Source organism: Cohnella fermenti (assembly GCF_004801405.1).
Taxonomy (GTDB): Bacteria; Bacillota; Bacilli; order Paenibacillales; family Paenibacillaceae; genus Cohnella; species Cohnella fermenti.
Genome location: NZ_SSOB01000006.1, coordinates 140,023 through 155,444 on the forward strand (window position 1 = coordinate 140,023; position 15,422 = coordinate 155,444).

General features: G+C 61.6%; 9 protein-coding genes and 2 pseudogenes. 1 reads left to right on the forward strand and 10 read right to left on the reverse strand.

Annotated features, from left to right (window positions below; translation table 11 throughout):
- Positions 1 to 42 precede the first annotated feature (42 nt).
- Positions 43 to 972 (forward strand): glucosaminidase domain-containing protein, encoded by a 930-nt coding sequence (locus tag E6C55_RS06415; RefSeq protein ID WP_136368958.1) that lies wholly within the window; start codon positions 43 to 45, stop codon positions 970 to 972.
- Positions 973 to 1,232: 260 nt separating this feature from the next.
- On the opposite strand, the gene E6C55_RS06420 is transcribed toward E6C55_RS06415, so the two are convergent.
- The 10 genes and pseudogenes from E6C55_RS06420 to E6C55_RS06460 all read right to left on the reverse strand — a co-directional run bounded on the left by E6C55_RS06420 (position 1,233) and on the right by E6C55_RS06460 (position 15,342).
- Positions 1,233 to 2,921 carry an SGNH/GDSL hydrolase family protein gene (locus E6C55_RS06420; protein ID WP_136368959.1) on the reverse strand — a complete coding sequence of 563 codons (1,689 nt, stop codon included), beginning with the start codon at positions 2,919 to 2,921 and terminating at the stop codon, positions 1,233 to 1,235.
- Between the two features lies 1 nt (position 2,922).
- Entirely contained in the window at positions 2,923 to 4,350 is a 1,428-nt protein-coding gene (locus E6C55_RS06425; RefSeq protein WP_168735490.1) for an FAD-dependent oxidoreductase, read from the reverse strand.
- A gap of 25 nt (positions 4,351 to 4,375) precedes the next feature.
- Positions 4,376 to 5,152: an SDR family oxidoreductase gene (locus E6C55_RS06430; RefSeq protein WP_230986567.1), complete on the reverse strand. Its 777-nt coding sequence runs from the start codon at positions 5,150 to 5,152 to the stop codon at positions 4,376 to 4,378.
- 21 nt (positions 5,153 to 5,173) lie between these two features.
- Complete coding sequence (locus tag E6C55_RS06435; protein WP_168735491.1) at positions 5,174 to 5,953, reverse strand: sugar phosphate isomerase/epimerase family protein; 780 nt, start codon at positions 5,951 to 5,953, stop codon at positions 5,174 to 5,176.
- A gap of 83 nt (positions 5,954 to 6,036) precedes the next feature.
- A complete protein-coding gene (locus tag E6C55_RS06440) occupies positions 6,037 to 6,768 on the reverse strand; it encodes an SDR family oxidoreductase (RefSeq protein ID WP_136368962.1) in 732 nt (243 codons plus the stop codon).
- A gap of 128 nt (positions 6,769 to 6,896) precedes the next feature.
- Positions 6,897 to 7,472, reverse strand: a pseudogene (locus E6C55_RS34570) (chitinase N-terminal domain-containing protein); the annotation flags it as partial.
- Positions 7,473 to 7,679: 207 nt separating this feature from the next.
- A pseudogene (locus E6C55_RS35320) lies at positions 7,680 to 11,930 on the reverse strand (right-handed parallel beta-helix repeat-containing protein); the annotation flags it as partial.
- Entirely contained in the window at positions 11,906 to 13,429 is a 1,524-nt protein-coding gene (locus E6C55_RS06450; RefSeq protein ID WP_136368964.1) for an ABC transporter substrate-binding protein, read from the reverse strand. The pseudogene E6C55_RS35320 and the gene E6C55_RS06450, both read right to left, overlap by 25 nt.
- A gap of 84 nt (positions 13,430 to 13,513) precedes the next feature.
- The gene (locus E6C55_RS06455; RefSeq protein WP_136368965.1) at positions 13,514 to 14,410 is read right to left on the reverse strand and encodes a carbohydrate ABC transporter permease; all 897 of its coding nucleotides are present in this window, start codon (positions 14,408 to 14,410) and stop codon (positions 13,514 to 13,516) included.
- An 11-nt stretch (positions 14,411 to 14,421) separates the two neighbouring features.
- Positions 14,422 to 15,342 (reverse strand): ABC transporter permease, encoded by a 921-nt coding sequence (locus E6C55_RS06460; RefSeq protein WP_230986568.1) that lies wholly within the window; start codon positions 15,340 to 15,342, stop codon positions 14,422 to 14,424.
- Positions 15,343 to 15,422 lie beyond the last annotated feature (80 nt).

Genomic DNA, 15,422 nt, shown 5'->3' on the forward strand with positions numbered 1-15,422 from the left:
CAGGGTAGCTTGTCTCCCAATCCAACCGCGAGGAGTGTTCGAATGCTAAGAAGCGACAGCCTCGGCGATAATGCCCCGGCACGATACGCCTTCGTTATCCTTGTCTCGCTGATTGTTCTCTTATTCGCCCACGCTCGCGCCGCCGGCGCCGAAACGACCGATTCCGCGGGATCGGCCGCCACGTACCTGACGACCGTTAACCTTCTTAACGTCCGGGAAGCCCCCAACGCCCAAGCCCGAATTGTCAAAGTCGTAAAGCAAGGAACCGTGCTGAAGGCCGACGCGACCGTCAACGGAGGCTGGCTCAAGCTGTCCGGCGGCGCCGGGTACGTGAACGGCGCCTATGCCCGGCTCGTCGCAGCAGCGAAGCCCGCCGCGGCGGTCAAGACGCTGTCTTATACTGTTGCAGCGGCGGCGGGTTCGGGTTCAGGCTCCGGAGGCGGCAAGCCGGCGGCGACCGCTGCGGCCGGTTCCGCCGGTTCGACCGGTTCGGCCTCCGGAGGCGGCAAGCCGGCAGCGACGGCAATCAGCGTCTCCCTCCCCCTCTCCGAGGTCGAGTCCGCTTCCGGCCTCACCGCGGATGCGATCGAACTCCTCTTCGGCAATACCGAGCTGCTCGGCCACGGCCTCGAGAAGGCCATCCTCGCGATCGAGGAGGATTACGGGATCAACGCGTTCTTCACAATCGCGGTCATGAAGCTCGAGAGCGGCAACGGAACAAGCAAGCTGGCGGACCGCAAGAACAACCTGTTCGGCCTGAGCAACGGCAAAGGCGGCTACCTCAGCTTCAAGACCAAGGCGGACAGCGTCCGCCGGTTCGGCAAGCTCATCTCCGACAATTACATCGGCGACGGCTATTCGACCATCGAGGACATCTCCGGCAAGTACTGCCCTCCCAACAAGGATTGGCCGACGCTGATCCGGAGCATCATGAAGCGCGATTACAAGCGCTTGCTCGGGGAGAGTGCGTGAGGGCGCGAGGGCGTGAGGGTTACTCTTGCGATTTTATGCGGTTTTTCACATTCGTCAGCTTGGATCGGCGGAGGATCGCAGCGTTTTATGTGGTTTTTCGCATACATACGGCAATTCGAGCCGGAATTTTCTCCATGGATGCTATTTTTCACATAGAATCAACCAAACTGCCCGCTATCGTGCCGCGCCAATGTGGATTTTCACATCTATTTCGAGGCGCCTCACCCTCTAGAGTGGGGCGGCACAACGATTCCATGTCCCTAATCGAGCGGCTCCTGCGCCGAGTCCCGCCGCAGCGCTTCGGCGAAACCGCGCAAGATCGCGTTGGCAACGGCTTCGTCGAAGTCCCCCCAGCGGGGATCGACGTTGCCGTAAGGGTGGTTGATCATATTCCCTTTGAGCTCGGTCAGGAAGCAGCGGCCGAAGTGCTCCAGCTTCTCGAATAGAGCGTAACCTCCGGCGAACGCGCAGCCTTCCTCGTCGGCGATCCGCTCGTACAATTCATGGTAGCTTCTGAAGCTGCGCGCGGAGCCGTTGGCCGAGAACAGCGGATTCATCCCGTTGTGGGTCGCGATCAAGCAATCCGCCCCCGTCGCTGCGATGCGGCGGACTATGCCGCGCATCGCCTGCTCCGACTCGTTCGGCCGGCCGAGAGTCGCGTCGTTGATCATATATTCCACGATGACCAGGTCGGGCCGACGGCTCAGCACCTCGGCTTCCAGCCTGCCGCTGCCGCGAATCGAGTTCTCGCCGCCGACAGCCGCATTAACCGTCATCACACGGGACGAGCCAAGCTTCTCCAGCCCGTCGCGCAGCGCATAGGGCCAATGCCCCCAGCGGGTTGTGCTCTCGCCGAACAGCGCGATCAGCACCGGCTCGCCCGTCGCCAGCTTGCCCAGCGTCCGCCGCAGCCGATCGAAGCCGCGGATGGGAATGGCGCCGACAGGATCGCTGCCGCCCGGAAGGGCCAGGTTGTAGATCATCCGCGGCTCGGCGCGAACGATGAAGCGGTCGCCCGGCATCGTGTCCGGCCCCGGGCGCAGGCCAAGTCCCCAATCGGCTGTTCGGCCGTAGGCGGTAACAAGCAGCAAGGGCAGCTCCTCGCCGCGATCGATCGTCGCCGGAGCGGCCATTCTCCACACCTGCTCCCCGCCCCGGAGGACCGGGCCGTAATCTTCGCCGCCGGCTGCAATGACCGCCGTCAGCCGCCCGGCATCGACGGCCGTCACCTCCACCTCGTAAGTGCGGGGCGTCATGTCGCGGTAAACGCCGGTCACTTCGGCACCGGCACTGGCGCCTTCCAGCGCAATGCGCCCGGACGTGATCGCCTCTCTCCCCCAGCCGGTGAACACATGCGCGAGCACGATGCCGTCCGCCGCACGAGGCGGGTCCGGCAGAAGCAGCTCCCGCTGCTCCTGCGGCTCCGTGGAGCCTTCGACGATGCGAACGCTGCCGTCCTCGGCCAGCACCACCGCGTCATAGCGGCAGAGGTACGCTTCGTAGTCGAGCGACAGCGGCGTGCCTTCGGCCAGCTTGCCGCCGGCCCGGGCCTTGATCGTCCCCCAGTAGGAATCGCCGATGTAGTCCTCGCCCTCGATGCAGAGCTCGCCGCGTTCCCGGTCGCGGACGACAAGCGAGCCCGGCACCATTCGCTGGTAAGGCGCTCCGCCGCTGCCCCTGAGATCGTCGCCGTTCCACCCCGCCGGCCCGGCTTCGGCCGTTCCTCTCAGCACATATTGCTGATTGCGATGCGAACGGGCGCCGCCGGGGCGAATCGGCAGTATCGCCTCCTCGCGCAGCTCCGCCCGAACCCCCTCCGCCGTAACCAGCCAGCCGGGCTCGACGCGAACGGCGAGCGAGGCCGGAGACGTCTCGCGCACCGTCAACCCTTCCCGCTCCCGCACCGCATCGCCCGCTCCTGTGGCGAAGGGGGAAGCGTCGACTGCCATCTCAGACCAGCCCCCATTCCCGCTTCAGCTTCTCCTCGAACGCGGGCAGTTGCAGCCGTTCCCGGATCAGACCCGCGTCTGCCGCCGAATACCCCGTCCCTGCCTCAACCGCAATTGCCGTGGCGATCCCGGCGGCTTCGCCAAGCGCCATCATCGTCCGCGACAAGCGGCACGACGCGGCGGCAATATGCGTGAAGGAGGCGCCGCGCGTAGCGACGATCAGATTGTCGAGCTCTTGCGGCAGCAGGCAGTCCAGCGGAACGCCGTACGGCATGGCCAATTCCTTCAGGTTCGGGCCGTCGATATGAGACTCCCCGTGCGTGTCCAGCGCGTGATCGGCATAAGCGATCAACTCCTCCCGCCTGTCCTGGCGGAGAAATCCCGCCCGCACATCCTGCTCGCGAAGCACGTGCCGGCCGACCAGCCGATGAGATTCGCGGATGCCCGCCAGCGGGAATGTCTCCCGCAGCCGATAATCCGCGAAGAAGTCGAGCTTGCGCAGCTTCTGCCAATGCGCCCCGATCCGCCGGCGGCAGATGTCCATCGCTTCCTCATAGGAGAGCGAGTGGAACTCCTGCCCCTGCATAACAGGCAGCACGTTCACATTCCAATCGCCGTTCGGGTACGCGCCGATCGCGGCGACGGGGCGCATGCGCTCCATCCAGCTCCGGGCTTCTTCATCCGCCTGCGGCTCGGGCTGCGCGGCGGCCGGAGCCTCCCGCTTGGTCAGACGATAGAGGAGCGTAACCCCGTTGACCACCCGACTGGCCGACGCGGGCGCCGACGGCTCGCGATAAGCTTCCTTGCTCTCCTCGCCGTAAGCTGTCCGGCAGCCGGCCATTCTCGCCAGATGCACGCCTCCGGTGCAGTCGATATAATAGCGGGCCCGGTACTCCGTCGTCTCCCCCGTCCGCAGATGAACCGCCCGAACGGATTGAATAACGCGTCCGTCCCGCACGGCGTCCGTCAACCTCGTCCCGTACAGAATAGCGACATTGCCGCTCTCCCGCAGCATGGTCTCCATCATTGCGCCCATCGCGTCCGGCTCGAAGTGCACCCGGCGCCACTCGGCACCGTCCAGCGCTGATCGCCGCAGCGTGCGCTCGTAGCTTCCGTCCGGCTCGATCAAGGACAAGCCGTAAGGCTCTGCCGCCGTCGGCGCATGCTCGGACTTGCCAATGCCGATCTTCGCGGCTTCCCGGGCCAGGCGCTCGTACAGCTCGTAATGAATGCCCGGACCGCCCACGCCCGGCTCCCAGCAGTTGACGCCGCCGACGGTAGAGCTGCCGCCGAACCGATTCATCGCCTCCACTACGGTAATCGACAGGTCCGGATTGGCCCGGGCAAGCCGAATGGCCGCTCCGAAGCCCCCCGATCCCGCTCCGGCAATGAGCACATCCGTCTGAATCGTCTGCATCGTTCTCTCCATCTCCCTGATCTCAAATTCAGCGATCTCAAATTCCGAACGTCTTGCCGCCATTGACGGCAAGGCATTGTCCCGTAACGAATTTGGCGGCGTCGGAAGCCAGGAAGGCCACCGCCGCGCCAATATCCGCCGACTCGCCCATATGGCCGAGCGGCACGCCGGCGGCATACGCATCCAGCTCCTCGGACGAGGTCCCTGCATGGCGCTCCACCGGTATCCATCCCGGCGCGACCAGATTCGCGGTCACGCCGCTGCGCCCCAACTCGTTCGCCCAGGACCTGGTCATGCCGATCATCGCGGACTTAGCGGCGACATAACTCGAGAAGTTCGCGTTGCCGAGCTGCACCACCTCGCTGCCGATATTGACGATGCGGCCGTATCGCTGCGACTTCCAATGCGGCAGCAGCGCCTTGACCAGCAGCAGCGGCGCCTTCACGAAGAAGACGAGCTGGTCCATGTAATCCTGCCATTCGCTGTCTTCAAGCGGCAGCATCGGTTGCGGACCGGTGGCGTTGTTGACGAGAATGTCCGCCGGTCGTCCCAGTTGCCGTTCGATCCGCTCGGCCAGACCGGCGACCTCCGCCTCGTCCGTCACATCCGCCCGCAGAGCCGTCGCCAGGCCTCCACGGCTTGCGATCCTATCGACAACGGCCTGAGCCTGAGCCTCATTCCGAGCATAATTCACGAGTACATGCGCGCCCTGCTCCGCCAGCGCGGCCGAGATCGCCTGGCCGAGTCCCCGCGAGCCTCCGGTGACAAGCGCGATTCTCCCGCGCAGCCCCTGCTCTTGTCCTTGCATATTCATGTCCCTTCCTCCCGCCGCGCGTCAGCGCATGCTTACGGTTCGCAGCTTGCGAAGATGGTTCAGGCTGCGAACGATGCCGTCTTCCACATCGTGCGTCGGCTCGTATTCGATCAGATAGACGCCGTCGTAGCTCATCGCGGCCAGAAGCGCGTCCCAGTCGATATCGTCGTCGCCGACGCCGCACGCCGTCCAACAGTCGCCGGTTCGCTTCCAGTCCTTCAGGTGGCAGTAGTTGATCCGGCCGTCGAGCAGCCGGGCATAGTCGGTCAGCGGGCGGCCGCCGACCGGCTTCAGGTTGCCGGGATCGAAGTTGATGCCGATCCGCGGCGGCAGCTCGCGCAGCAGCCGCTGCAGCGAGCCCCAATCCGTCGACGTCGTGTGCCGGTGGACGAAGCCTTCGCCTTCGGGCGTCAACTGCCCATGCGTCTCGATCGCGATCTCGATGCCGAACGAGGCGCACAGCGCCTCCGCTTCGCGGAACGCCCCCAGCAGCCAACGCCACCTGTCCTCCGTCATCCGCTCTGCAAGCTCGAACCCGGTGAACAGCCGGACATGCGTCGCCCCCAGCTCATGACAGAGCGCGATCTCCCGCTTCGTGCGCTCGATCATCTCCAGCAGATCCGACCGATCCTCCAGCGTGAAGTCGTTCTCCAGGCAGACGAACGGCGCCGTCAAGCCGTAATCCTTCACGCACTCCTTGACCCGATGCGCGTCTGCCGGGCTCATCTCCCGGCTGAGCCTCCCGGCATAATCGCCGCCGATGCCCAGCTCCAAGTAGCAGAATCCAAGCGCCGAAGCCATTCGGCAATGTTCCTCCACAGGCAATTCGCGAAACCCCCATTCGCCTACTCCGACCCGCATTGCTCGCTCCCCCGTTCCTCCGCTTACAGCGGAATGACCTCTTGGTTGGTTCCCCAGATCATCAATTCCTCGATCATCGCGCGCTGCGGCAGAGAGGCCATCAAATAAGCGGCCTCCGCCACATCCTCCGCCTTCAGCGAGTCGCCCTCCAAGCCGTAGACGGCGTCGGCCGCCTGCGAGAACTCGGTCGGCGCGGCGCCGGGAATGAGCGTTCCTACGCGGATACCGTGCGGGCGAAGCTCGCCGTACAGGCAGCGGCTCAGCCCCAGAACGCCCATCTTGGCCGCCGTATACACGCTCCAGGACGGCCACGCGTGCTTCGCGCATGCGGACGCGACGTTCAGAATCACGCCGAAGCCTTGCTGCTTCATAAGCGGAATGACCGCCCGGCAGCCATGGATCGCCGTCATCAGATTGGCGCTCACCAAGGTGTCGATCTCCTCCGCCGTATACGTGTCGAACGGCGCAATCCGCACGCCGCTGCCGGCGTTGTTGATCATAACGTCCACTCGGCCCCACCGTTCCATCGCCCGGGCCGCCATTGCCTCCGCATCTTCGCCGCGGCACATGTCCGCCCGAATCCATTCCGCGTCGGCGGCGGGATCGCCTGCGCGAATGGCCTCGGCGACCCGGCGCAGCGGCTCCGGCCGCCGCCCCGAGATCAACACCCGGCAGCCCGCCCGCGCGAACCGCACGGCCATCGCCTTGCCGAAGCCCGAGCCGCCGCCGCTAATCAGCACAACCTTATCCTTCAATGTCTTCCCCCCCCCTGTTCCGCTGCCTCGAATTCCGAGGATTCGAATTCCGAGGTCTCAGGCTCCGAGGCCTCGGATTCCGATGAATGGCCCACCCGGCACCGCTTGACCTACGGTGACCTACGGCATTACGGCCGATTCACCGTCACGGTTATCGTGTCGCTGGACACCTCTCCCGCGTCATTCGCAAGCTCGGTCCGATACGCGTACGTTCCCGGCGTCCTCCCGGCAATCGCGGTCGATGCCGATTGCGCGTTCGGCGTCGCGGCTGTCAGCGGCTGCGAATCGATCAACTCGCCGTTCTCATACAGCCGATATACCGTCCCGTTCGTCCCCCACCACAGATTCATCGTCACGGTGTAGCTGCCGTCGCCGTCCCAGTTGTCGGCGGACAGCACCGGCTTGCCGGGAGCCGCATCCGTCACCGCAACGGTTAAGGGATCGCTGCGGACGGAACCGTGCGCATTGGTCACCTCGGCCACGTATTGATACGTGCCATTCCGTCTTCCTGCAATCGAAGTGACGGCGGACTGCGCATCGGGCGAATGCTCCGCGAGAGTCTGCGTGTCGATCAGCTCGCCGTTCTCATACAGCCTGTATGTGCCGCCGTTGTTCCCCCACCACAGATTCATGACGATATTGTAATCGCCGTCCGCAAGCCCGGTGTCGTACCCGTTGTCGGAGGACAGAACGGGCCGGGCCGGCGCGTCCGAAGCCGACGCCGCCGACTCGCCGGCGGCCGCCGTGGCATCGAGCGCGTCCTGCCAGATCTGCTCGACATCCACCTTCTCCCACGTCGAGATCTGGAAGCGGTCGATATCGAAGCTGCCGGTATACGATCGGCCCTCCGGCGTATTGCCTCCGGCCGTCAGCACAAGCGAGTTCAGCACGTTGACCGTACTGTAGATGCTGTCGAACGCCCGGCCGGCGACAAGCTGCTCTTCATTGATATAGATGTCATACGTCATCTGCAGCAGATCGACGACATAGCGAATATCGTACCAGTCGCCTGCCTCGTAAGCGCGCAGATCAGGTCCAAGATTGAAGCCGTTGACGCCCAGATAAATATTGCCGTCGTAGTTGAAGGCGATATAGACCGGATCGCTGGAGCCTCCGCTGCGAAGCTTGATGTTGAGCACGGCGTCCGTCTGCTCCGGCTTGATCCGGTAGTCGACCACGATTTTGCCGTACGTGTTGTCGAACGTTCTCTGCACGACGGCATACTTATCGGTCGAATCGTCCGTGACGATCAGCGCCTTGCCCTCCGCCCCTGCGCTCAGCCCGACCGCGACGTCCCGAATGACCGTATCGGTGCCCGGCGTCAGAACGTAGCCGAAGCCCGCTCCTCCCTGTGTAACGGAGGGCGACGGGAAGGCTCCTTCCGCGTCGTCATCGAAGGTGTCGTTCACCGTCAGATCGCCGGTCGCGGAGTTCAGGAACAGCGCGGCCGCGTTCTGCAACTGCTCCACCGCCGTCTTCGCTTGCTCCTCATCAAGCGCGTTGTCGCTTAACGCCCCGTTGGCATCCGCGATCGCCAGCGCGAATCGCTGCCTGCTGTCGGCCGAATAGCCGCTGTCCGACTCCCGAGCGTCGTATATCCATTCGGCCGCCCTTGTCATCGAAGCCAGCGCGGCCGTCGCCGTCACCGTGCGGAAGGAAGAGATCGCCGACGCTTCTGCCGGAGGCTGATACGATCGGCTGTCGGACTTCGCCTCCACCCTCCAGTAATAAACCCGATCGTAATCGTTAAGCTGCACCGTCGTTGCGGCCGCCCCGGTCGTCCGATCATACAGCGGCTCCGAGAGGTCGGCATGCGCGGAGACGACAACGCGGTATTCGTCGGCCATCCCGGAAGCCAGCCACTTCAACAGCACGTTGCCGGGTCTCGTCGTCGCGCTCTGCGCCTCGGGCAAGAGCGGCACGGGCGTATCCATCGCGATGGAAGCCGTTCGGTACGAACCGTCCGCGAACACCCCGATTCGGTTGAAGTCGAAATTCCGATAGGATGGAATTTGCGCGAAGACGACCGATTCCGGGCGAAGCCCGAAGTCAAGCTGCTGCGGATCGTTAAACGCGATGCCTTGATCCGAAGTCAGCGTCGGATTGTGCTCCACTATGCCGTTCGTCGTCACGGAAGGCATCAGGTTAAGCGGATGATGATCGACAATGACATTGTTGCGCACCGCATTCCGCTTCGGCGTCGGCAGATCCTCGCTGAGCGCGTTCGTCAGCTCGGGATACGTCGAGCGCCAAGGCTCGCTTTGGAAGGGGACGGCGGCGAGCGTGCTGTAGATGCCCTGCCGGCTGCGTTCCCACCATGTGCCCTGATCCTGATAGACCTCCTGGCTGAGTCCTCGCTCATCGAACGTAATCGAAGGAGCCGAAGGATCGGTCGATTGGACGATCAGATTGTTCTCGATGATTTGATCGCTGCCGCCACCGATCAATAGCGGCTGTTTGACCTTATAAATCACATTGTCGTAGACGTTGTTGCCGGAATTCATATCGTCCAGGTAGATGCCCTGGGCGTTCGGAATGTCGTGAACGAAGTTGTTGCGGATGTGGGTTCCCCTGTTGGTTATGTTCTGTCCGCCGCCGTAGATCCCGCCGTAGTCGTTGACCATCTGAACGACATTGCTGATCTCGTTGTGCTCAATGAGGTGCTCGTTCCCGGTGAAAACAATGCCTCCGCCCCCGCCGTTGTGAATCGTGTTCCGGGAAGCGATATTGCCGACTCCTCCGATCTGCACCGCAGCCGACTTGCCGATATCCCCCGAAGACCCGAAGTTGAAAATATGATTGTTCTGCGCGAAGTTGCCCGCCTTCTCCAGCGTAGCGCGATCTCCCCCGGTCAGATCGATGCCGCGGCCGACTATATTGCCGATATCGCAGCCGTAGACACCGTTATGTCGTCCCGAGACGACGATCGCGTTCTGGGCGACATTGCGGATCGTGCAGCCGGCGATCAGATCGTTCTCTCCTCCGTCAATGACGATCGCATCGGCACGAACCGCTTCGATGCCGATTCCTTCGATTCGGACATCGGAGACTTGATTCATCCGAATGACGGGGCCGTCAAGCAGCGAATATTGTATCGTGCTGCCCGGCAGCGCTTCGGGCGGATACAGATACAGCTTGCCTTGATCGCGATCCAGGTACCACTCGCCCGGCGTATCCAACTCTTCGAAAATATTAAAATAGTAATAGTTCAGGCCGGCGACGGCACCGTAAGGAGCGGGCTGCTCCGTCGTTATCGTGCGGTTCGTCGGATCGATATCCGCAATTCGAATGCGGCTGATCGCCCATTCCCGCGACCATGCCCCCTCCATCCACAGATCGCCGGTATTCGCCCAGCCGAGCGGCCGATCGTTCGTGAACTTGAACGTGAAGCCTCCGGGGGCCGCATCCCCGAAGCCGGGCGCCGGTCCCGGATCGACGATATCGCCGGTAATCTCGGTGCCCTCGTTCGGCCAACGGGCAAGCGTTGTCGGCCGGCCGTCGACGTACAATCCGCTGGCCGGCGTCACCGCCGGGAACAGGAAGCCGCTCGGCTGCAATTCCCCGTAATCCGTCACGTTCAGCGCGTGCAGATCGACCTGCAGCACCTTGCTGCGGGCGGCCGGCCTCAGCCGATTCAATTGGTCGGTATCCGTGACAGGCTCGAACAGCAGCGGATCAATCGCGAAGCCGCCGATCAATACCGCTCGTTCATCCGGATACGCCTTATAGACAATCGGCGCTTCCGGCGTTCCCGAATCTTGCTGCTCCAGGACGAATGACGCATCCATCGGATACTCTCCGCCTCGAACGTAAACCGCAATTCCGCCAATTGGAAGACCCGCTCCCGCCTTGAGAGACCGAATCGCCTCCCGCGCTCCCGCCAGCGTGCGCAAGGGCTGCGCCAGCGTTCCGGGATTGCCGTCGTTCCCGTCAACGGCCACATACAGCTTCAGCCCCGGTTCGGGAAGAGCCTCGGCCAGCGTCGGCACTTCGGGCGGAATGACCAACGTTCGCGGAGGCGTCTCGGTCGGATTCTCACCGTCGGCCCGCGTGATCGTATACGTCTTCTGCGCAACGCCGTCCTCGGCCGTCACGATTACCCGGAAGGACATAGGCTGATCCGACAACGGGGCCTCCTCCCGATAAGGGTGATCGGCAGGCAGACGGTCGGCAAGGTTCCACTTCTGTGCGAGATAGCCTTCCATGCGCTGGCGGTCGGCATCGCTCACCTCGCCGCTCACGTAGACGATCTCGCCGATCTCGCCATTATAGGTCAGTTGATTCCCGGCACGCGATGCGATGTAAGGCGATCCGGAGCCCGACGCCGCCGACGATGCGGCGGTCAATTCGGCGCCGTTCAAATAATAGTGATAGTTAGCCGCGTAGGTGTCGGCAGCCGAGATGTACGTATCGGCAGAGCTTAGCGCGGCATTCAGACGGTAATCCGTGTTGGCGCCGTTGATGCCCGCGCGGAACATGGCGCCTCCGGCTGTCTGCGCGAACCAGTTGATGTTGCCGACACCGCTCACCAGAGCGTGGTAATCAACATCGCCGAGCAGGTTCGGCTTCCAGACGACAAAGCTTGTTCCTCTGGCGGTGAACGTATCCGCCGGAAGCTGCAGCGCAGTTGTGCCGTCGAACGCAATCGCGCCCATGCCGTCCATGCCCTCGCCTGCATACACGGGAGCAGTCGCTGCCGAGAGCGGAGCGGCATTGCGGCCGTTGCCGCTGCGGTCGTTCCATGAGTCGACCCGGCCGGCTGTCGTCGACGGGACGGATGCGGCGACGGATGCATCCAGCCACAGCACCGGGTCGAGTCGGGAGGGAGCCCACGGCTCTCTCTCTCCTTCGACAACGACAGCGCTTGCATTCGGGTCCGCAAGGATAAATCCGATATCGGACAGAGCCACTGGCTCGCTGCCATTCATGGTATAGTCCGTTCGAGCCGGATCGAACCCGCTTACCGGCTGTCCCTTCACGGTAAGACTGCCCAGATCGGCATTGGAGGCCGGCATGTCATCGGCATATCCGCTTGACGGCGCCACGGCCGGGGAGAGAATCCCCAGCAGCAGCGTACAAGCGGCGATTCTCGCGATCGCTTGAACGAAGAACTTCATCGATGCACCTCCCGAATACGTTATTGAGGGTTGCTCGCCCGCCATGCATCCAATTGCTTCTTAATCTCCGCAATAACTTTGTCGCGTCCGGAAGCCGCCATTTTCTCATCCCTCTGCTTCAGAATCTTCTCCGGATCATCCAGCCCGTTGCTTAGAATCGGGGAGAACTGCGTCCGCGTCGAGTTGATCAGCGCAATCTCGTTCTCCACCGGCGTACGATCGAAGCTGAAGCTGATGAGCGGATCGATCAGGGCCGAATCGTTCGCCTTCTGCGTCTGCTCCCACAGGTCGTCCGGCTGGCCGGGGAGCAGATAATTATTGAAGACGTTCCCCAGCAGCCAACCGGATACCCGATACGTGCCGTCGATTTTCTCAATATGGTTGTCGGACACCTTCGTGTAGTCTTCGCCTTCGATGCCGTATGTCAGCAGATTGAATAATTCCTTGTTCGTGTTGACGAGGTTGATCAGCATCATCGCCCGATCCGGGTTCGGCGAAGTGGCGCTGATCGCCGTCAGGCCCGCCGTTACCGCATCCCGGTTGATTACGGGCGTGCTGACCGGATAATCCACCCATTCATAGCCGTACTTGCCCAGCATCTCGGCCGCATTCCCCGGCTTCATCCGCGCGGAGAAGCTGAAGATTTGCCCCGCTTTGAGCAATGGCTCGAAGTCCTTGAGGGTAGCCACGTCGGGCGGGAAGAAGCCCTTCTCGTTCCATTCCTTGAAGAGCTTGTATTCGTCGAGATTTTGCGCCTCCCGATCGTAGACCTCCCCGGTGTCGGTGTTGACCGCAAACCCTTCGACCGTCGATACCACCGGATCGAACACGAACGAAGCGCCGGTCTGAAGCGGAATGATGTCGGGCTCGTTATCCTTGATCTTCTGAAAGATCGGCGTCAGATCCGTCCCCGACTTCACCGTGCTGAGGTCGATGCCGTACTTGTCCACCAGGCTCTTCATAAATACGAAGCCGACATAATTGGTCATCGTCTGGTTGTTGGGAATGGCATACAGCTTGCCTCCCACCCTTACCGCATCGAGAATACCCGGCTGGAAAAGACTCTTCGTATCGGGATACTGCTCCAGCAGATCGTCAAGCGGAACATAGGCGCCTCTGCTGACATTGTCGAAGTAGTTGTTCGACCAGGAGGACGTGAACGCGAGATCGTAAGCTTCCCCCGATGACATCACCAGTTGCATTTTCTGCACATAATCGCCCGGTTCGACCCACTTCATCTCCAGCGTTGCGTTAATCTCCTTCTGGATGATCTCATTGGCCTTCGCCAGCACCTTGTCCGCGTTCGTCGGTTCGGCCGTCCGCATGTACCAGACGAGCTTGACCGGCTTCAGCTCCGATGCCGCCGGCGACGAATCGGCGCCGCTCTGGCTCGGCTGCTGCGATTCGGATGAGCCGGGGGAGCCGTTGCTGCCGTTGCTGCCGTTGTTGCTGCCGTTATTCCCGCTGCAGCCGGCGACCAGCAGACAGATGCCGATCGCCAACGCGAGCAGCGTCGTCCATTTGAAGCGTTTGTTTGCTTGCATGTTGGTGCCTCCCTTGTATAAATCATCTATTATTATCTTAAAATTGGCCGAAGCCAATCTTAATTCGAGGTTCGAGTCTCTCCCTTACTCCTTGACCGCGCCAACCGTCAGTCCCTTGGCGAAGTATGACTGGAAGAACGGGAATACGAACAGCATCGGTCCGACCGCCAGCACCGCCATCGCCATCCGCACCGATTCCGTCGGCATCGCCGACAACGCCTCGTAATCGGTCGGCATATAATTCATCTGTTTCGTAATCTCCTCAATGTTCTGCAGCATGACCTGAAGCAAATATTGCAGCGGATACTTCTCCTTGTCGGAGATGAACAGGAGCGCCTGGAACCAGGAATTCCAATAAGTCAGCAGCTTGATGAGGCCGACGGTCGCCAGCACCGGCTTCGACAGCGGGATGATGATCGAGAAGAAAATCCGCGCTTCCCCCGCGCCGTCAATAATCGCCGACTCGACGATCGACTCGGGCAATTGCGAGAAGAACGTGCGCATGAGGAATACATAGAATACCCCTCCCAGCACCGGCAGGATCAGCCCCGCATATGTGTTCTGCACATGGAAGTACTTGGTCATCAGAATATAGTAGGGAACAAGCCCGCCGTTAAACAGCATCGTGAAGAACAGAAAGTAGGTAATGGCTTTGCGGTAAGCGAAGTCCTTGCGGGCCAGCGCGTAGGCGCAGGTGGCGATAAGCAGCAGCGAGAGCAATGCCCCGGCGAACGACATGACAGCCGTAACCCGGTACGAATCGAGAATAACCAGCGGGTTCTTGAGAATGTATTGATAAGCCGTAAAGTCGAGCGGTCGCGGAATCAGGCTGTACCCCGCCTTCACCAGCTTCGTCTCGCTCGACAACGAGATCGCCGCAATGGCCCACAACGGCACGATAAACACCAAGCTGAGCAAGATAAAAAACGTGTGAATGCCGATTTTCGCCCAATCGAATCTAACTGCGCGCGCTTTCAACATGGAAGCCTCCTCTAAAATAATGCGTTGTCGGGATTCATTCGGCGCACCAGCAAGTTGACGGCCACCACCATCGCCAGACCGACAACCGACTTCACCAGCCCGACCGCGGCCGAGACGCCGATGTTGCCCATCTGCGTCAGTGTCCGATAGATAAACGTGTCGATGACGTCCGTCGTCGGAAGCAGCACCGGCGAATTCATCGGCAGTTGGTAGAACAAGCCGAAGTCCGCTTCGAAGATATGCCCGACCGCCAGAATCGTCAGAATCGAGATGACCGGATACAGGAACGGCAACGAGATCTTCGTCATGATCCGCCAGCGGCCGGCGCCGTCAATGCGAGCCGCTTCGAAGTAGGATTGGTCGATGCCCACCAGGCCCGCGTAATAGATGATCGCCGAGAAGCCGATCTGCTTCCACAGGTTCGCGATCGGGAAGATCGCCGTCCAAGGCCCCGGTTCGGTGTACCAGTTGATCGACGGCCAGCCGAACCATTCGAAGAGCTGGTTCAGCATCCCCGACCGCGGGTTCAGGAAGGCGTATACCATGTAAGCGACGACGACCCATGACAGGAAGTACGGGAAGAACATCACGGTCTGATACAGCTTCAGCCACTTGCGGCTCGTCAATTCGAACAGCAGCAGCGCAACGAGAACGGAGAATACCAGATCGAGTGCAATGAACAAGGCGTTGTAGCCGAGCGTATTGCGGACAATCCTCCACAAATCCGGCGTCTGGAACAGAAATTTAAAGTTGGTCATGCCGATCCACTCGCTGCCGAGAATCCCTTCATTGAACTTGTAGCGCTTGAAGGCGACAATCGCACCGAACATGGGAACGTAGCTAAAGACCAGTACAAATAAAATCATGGGCATGGCCAGCCCGAGCATAAACCTGTTTTTCCGGAACCTTATCCCCATTCTTCCGAATTCCATTCCAAGTCCTCCCTGCCAAACTGTTGTCTGTTGCGCTTGCCTGTGTCATCGCCGGTTGTCGTTGCCTGTCTGAACCCATC

What these genes read in the sequence shown, in the direction of transcription:
- E6C55_RS06420 (WP_136368959.1), bottom strand. Translation starts at nt 2,921, where the DNA reads ATGGCAGTCGACGCTTCCCCCTTCGCCACAGGAGCGGGCGATGCGGTG.
- E6C55_RS06415 (WP_136368958.1), top strand. Translation starts at nt 43, where the DNA reads ATGCTAAGAAGCGACAGCCTCGGCGATAATGCCCCGGCACGATACGCC.
- E6C55_RS06450 (WP_136368964.1), bottom strand. Translation starts at nt 13,429, where the DNA reads ATGCAAGCAAACAAACGCTTCAAATGGACGACGCTGCTCGCGTTGGCG.
- E6C55_RS06460 (WP_230986568.1), bottom strand. Translation starts at nt 15,342, where the DNA reads ATGGAATTCGGAAGAATGGGGATAAGGTTCCGGAAAAACAGGTTTATG.
- E6C55_RS06455 (WP_136368965.1), bottom strand. Translation starts at nt 14,410, where the DNA reads ATGTTGAAAGCGCGCGCAGTTAGATTCGATTGGGCGAAAATCGGCATT.
- E6C55_RS06435 (WP_168735491.1), bottom strand. Translation starts at nt 5,953, where the DNA reads ATGGCTTCGGCGCTTGGATTCTGCTACTTGGAGCTGGGCATCGGCGGC.
- E6C55_RS06430 (WP_230986567.1), bottom strand. Translation starts at nt 5,152, where the DNA reads ATGAATATGCAAGGACAAGAGCAGGGGCTGCGCGGGAGAATCGCGCTT.
- E6C55_RS06425 (WP_168735490.1), bottom strand. Translation starts at nt 4,350, where the DNA reads ATGGAGAGAACGATGCAGACGATTCAGACGGATGTGCTCATTGCCGGA.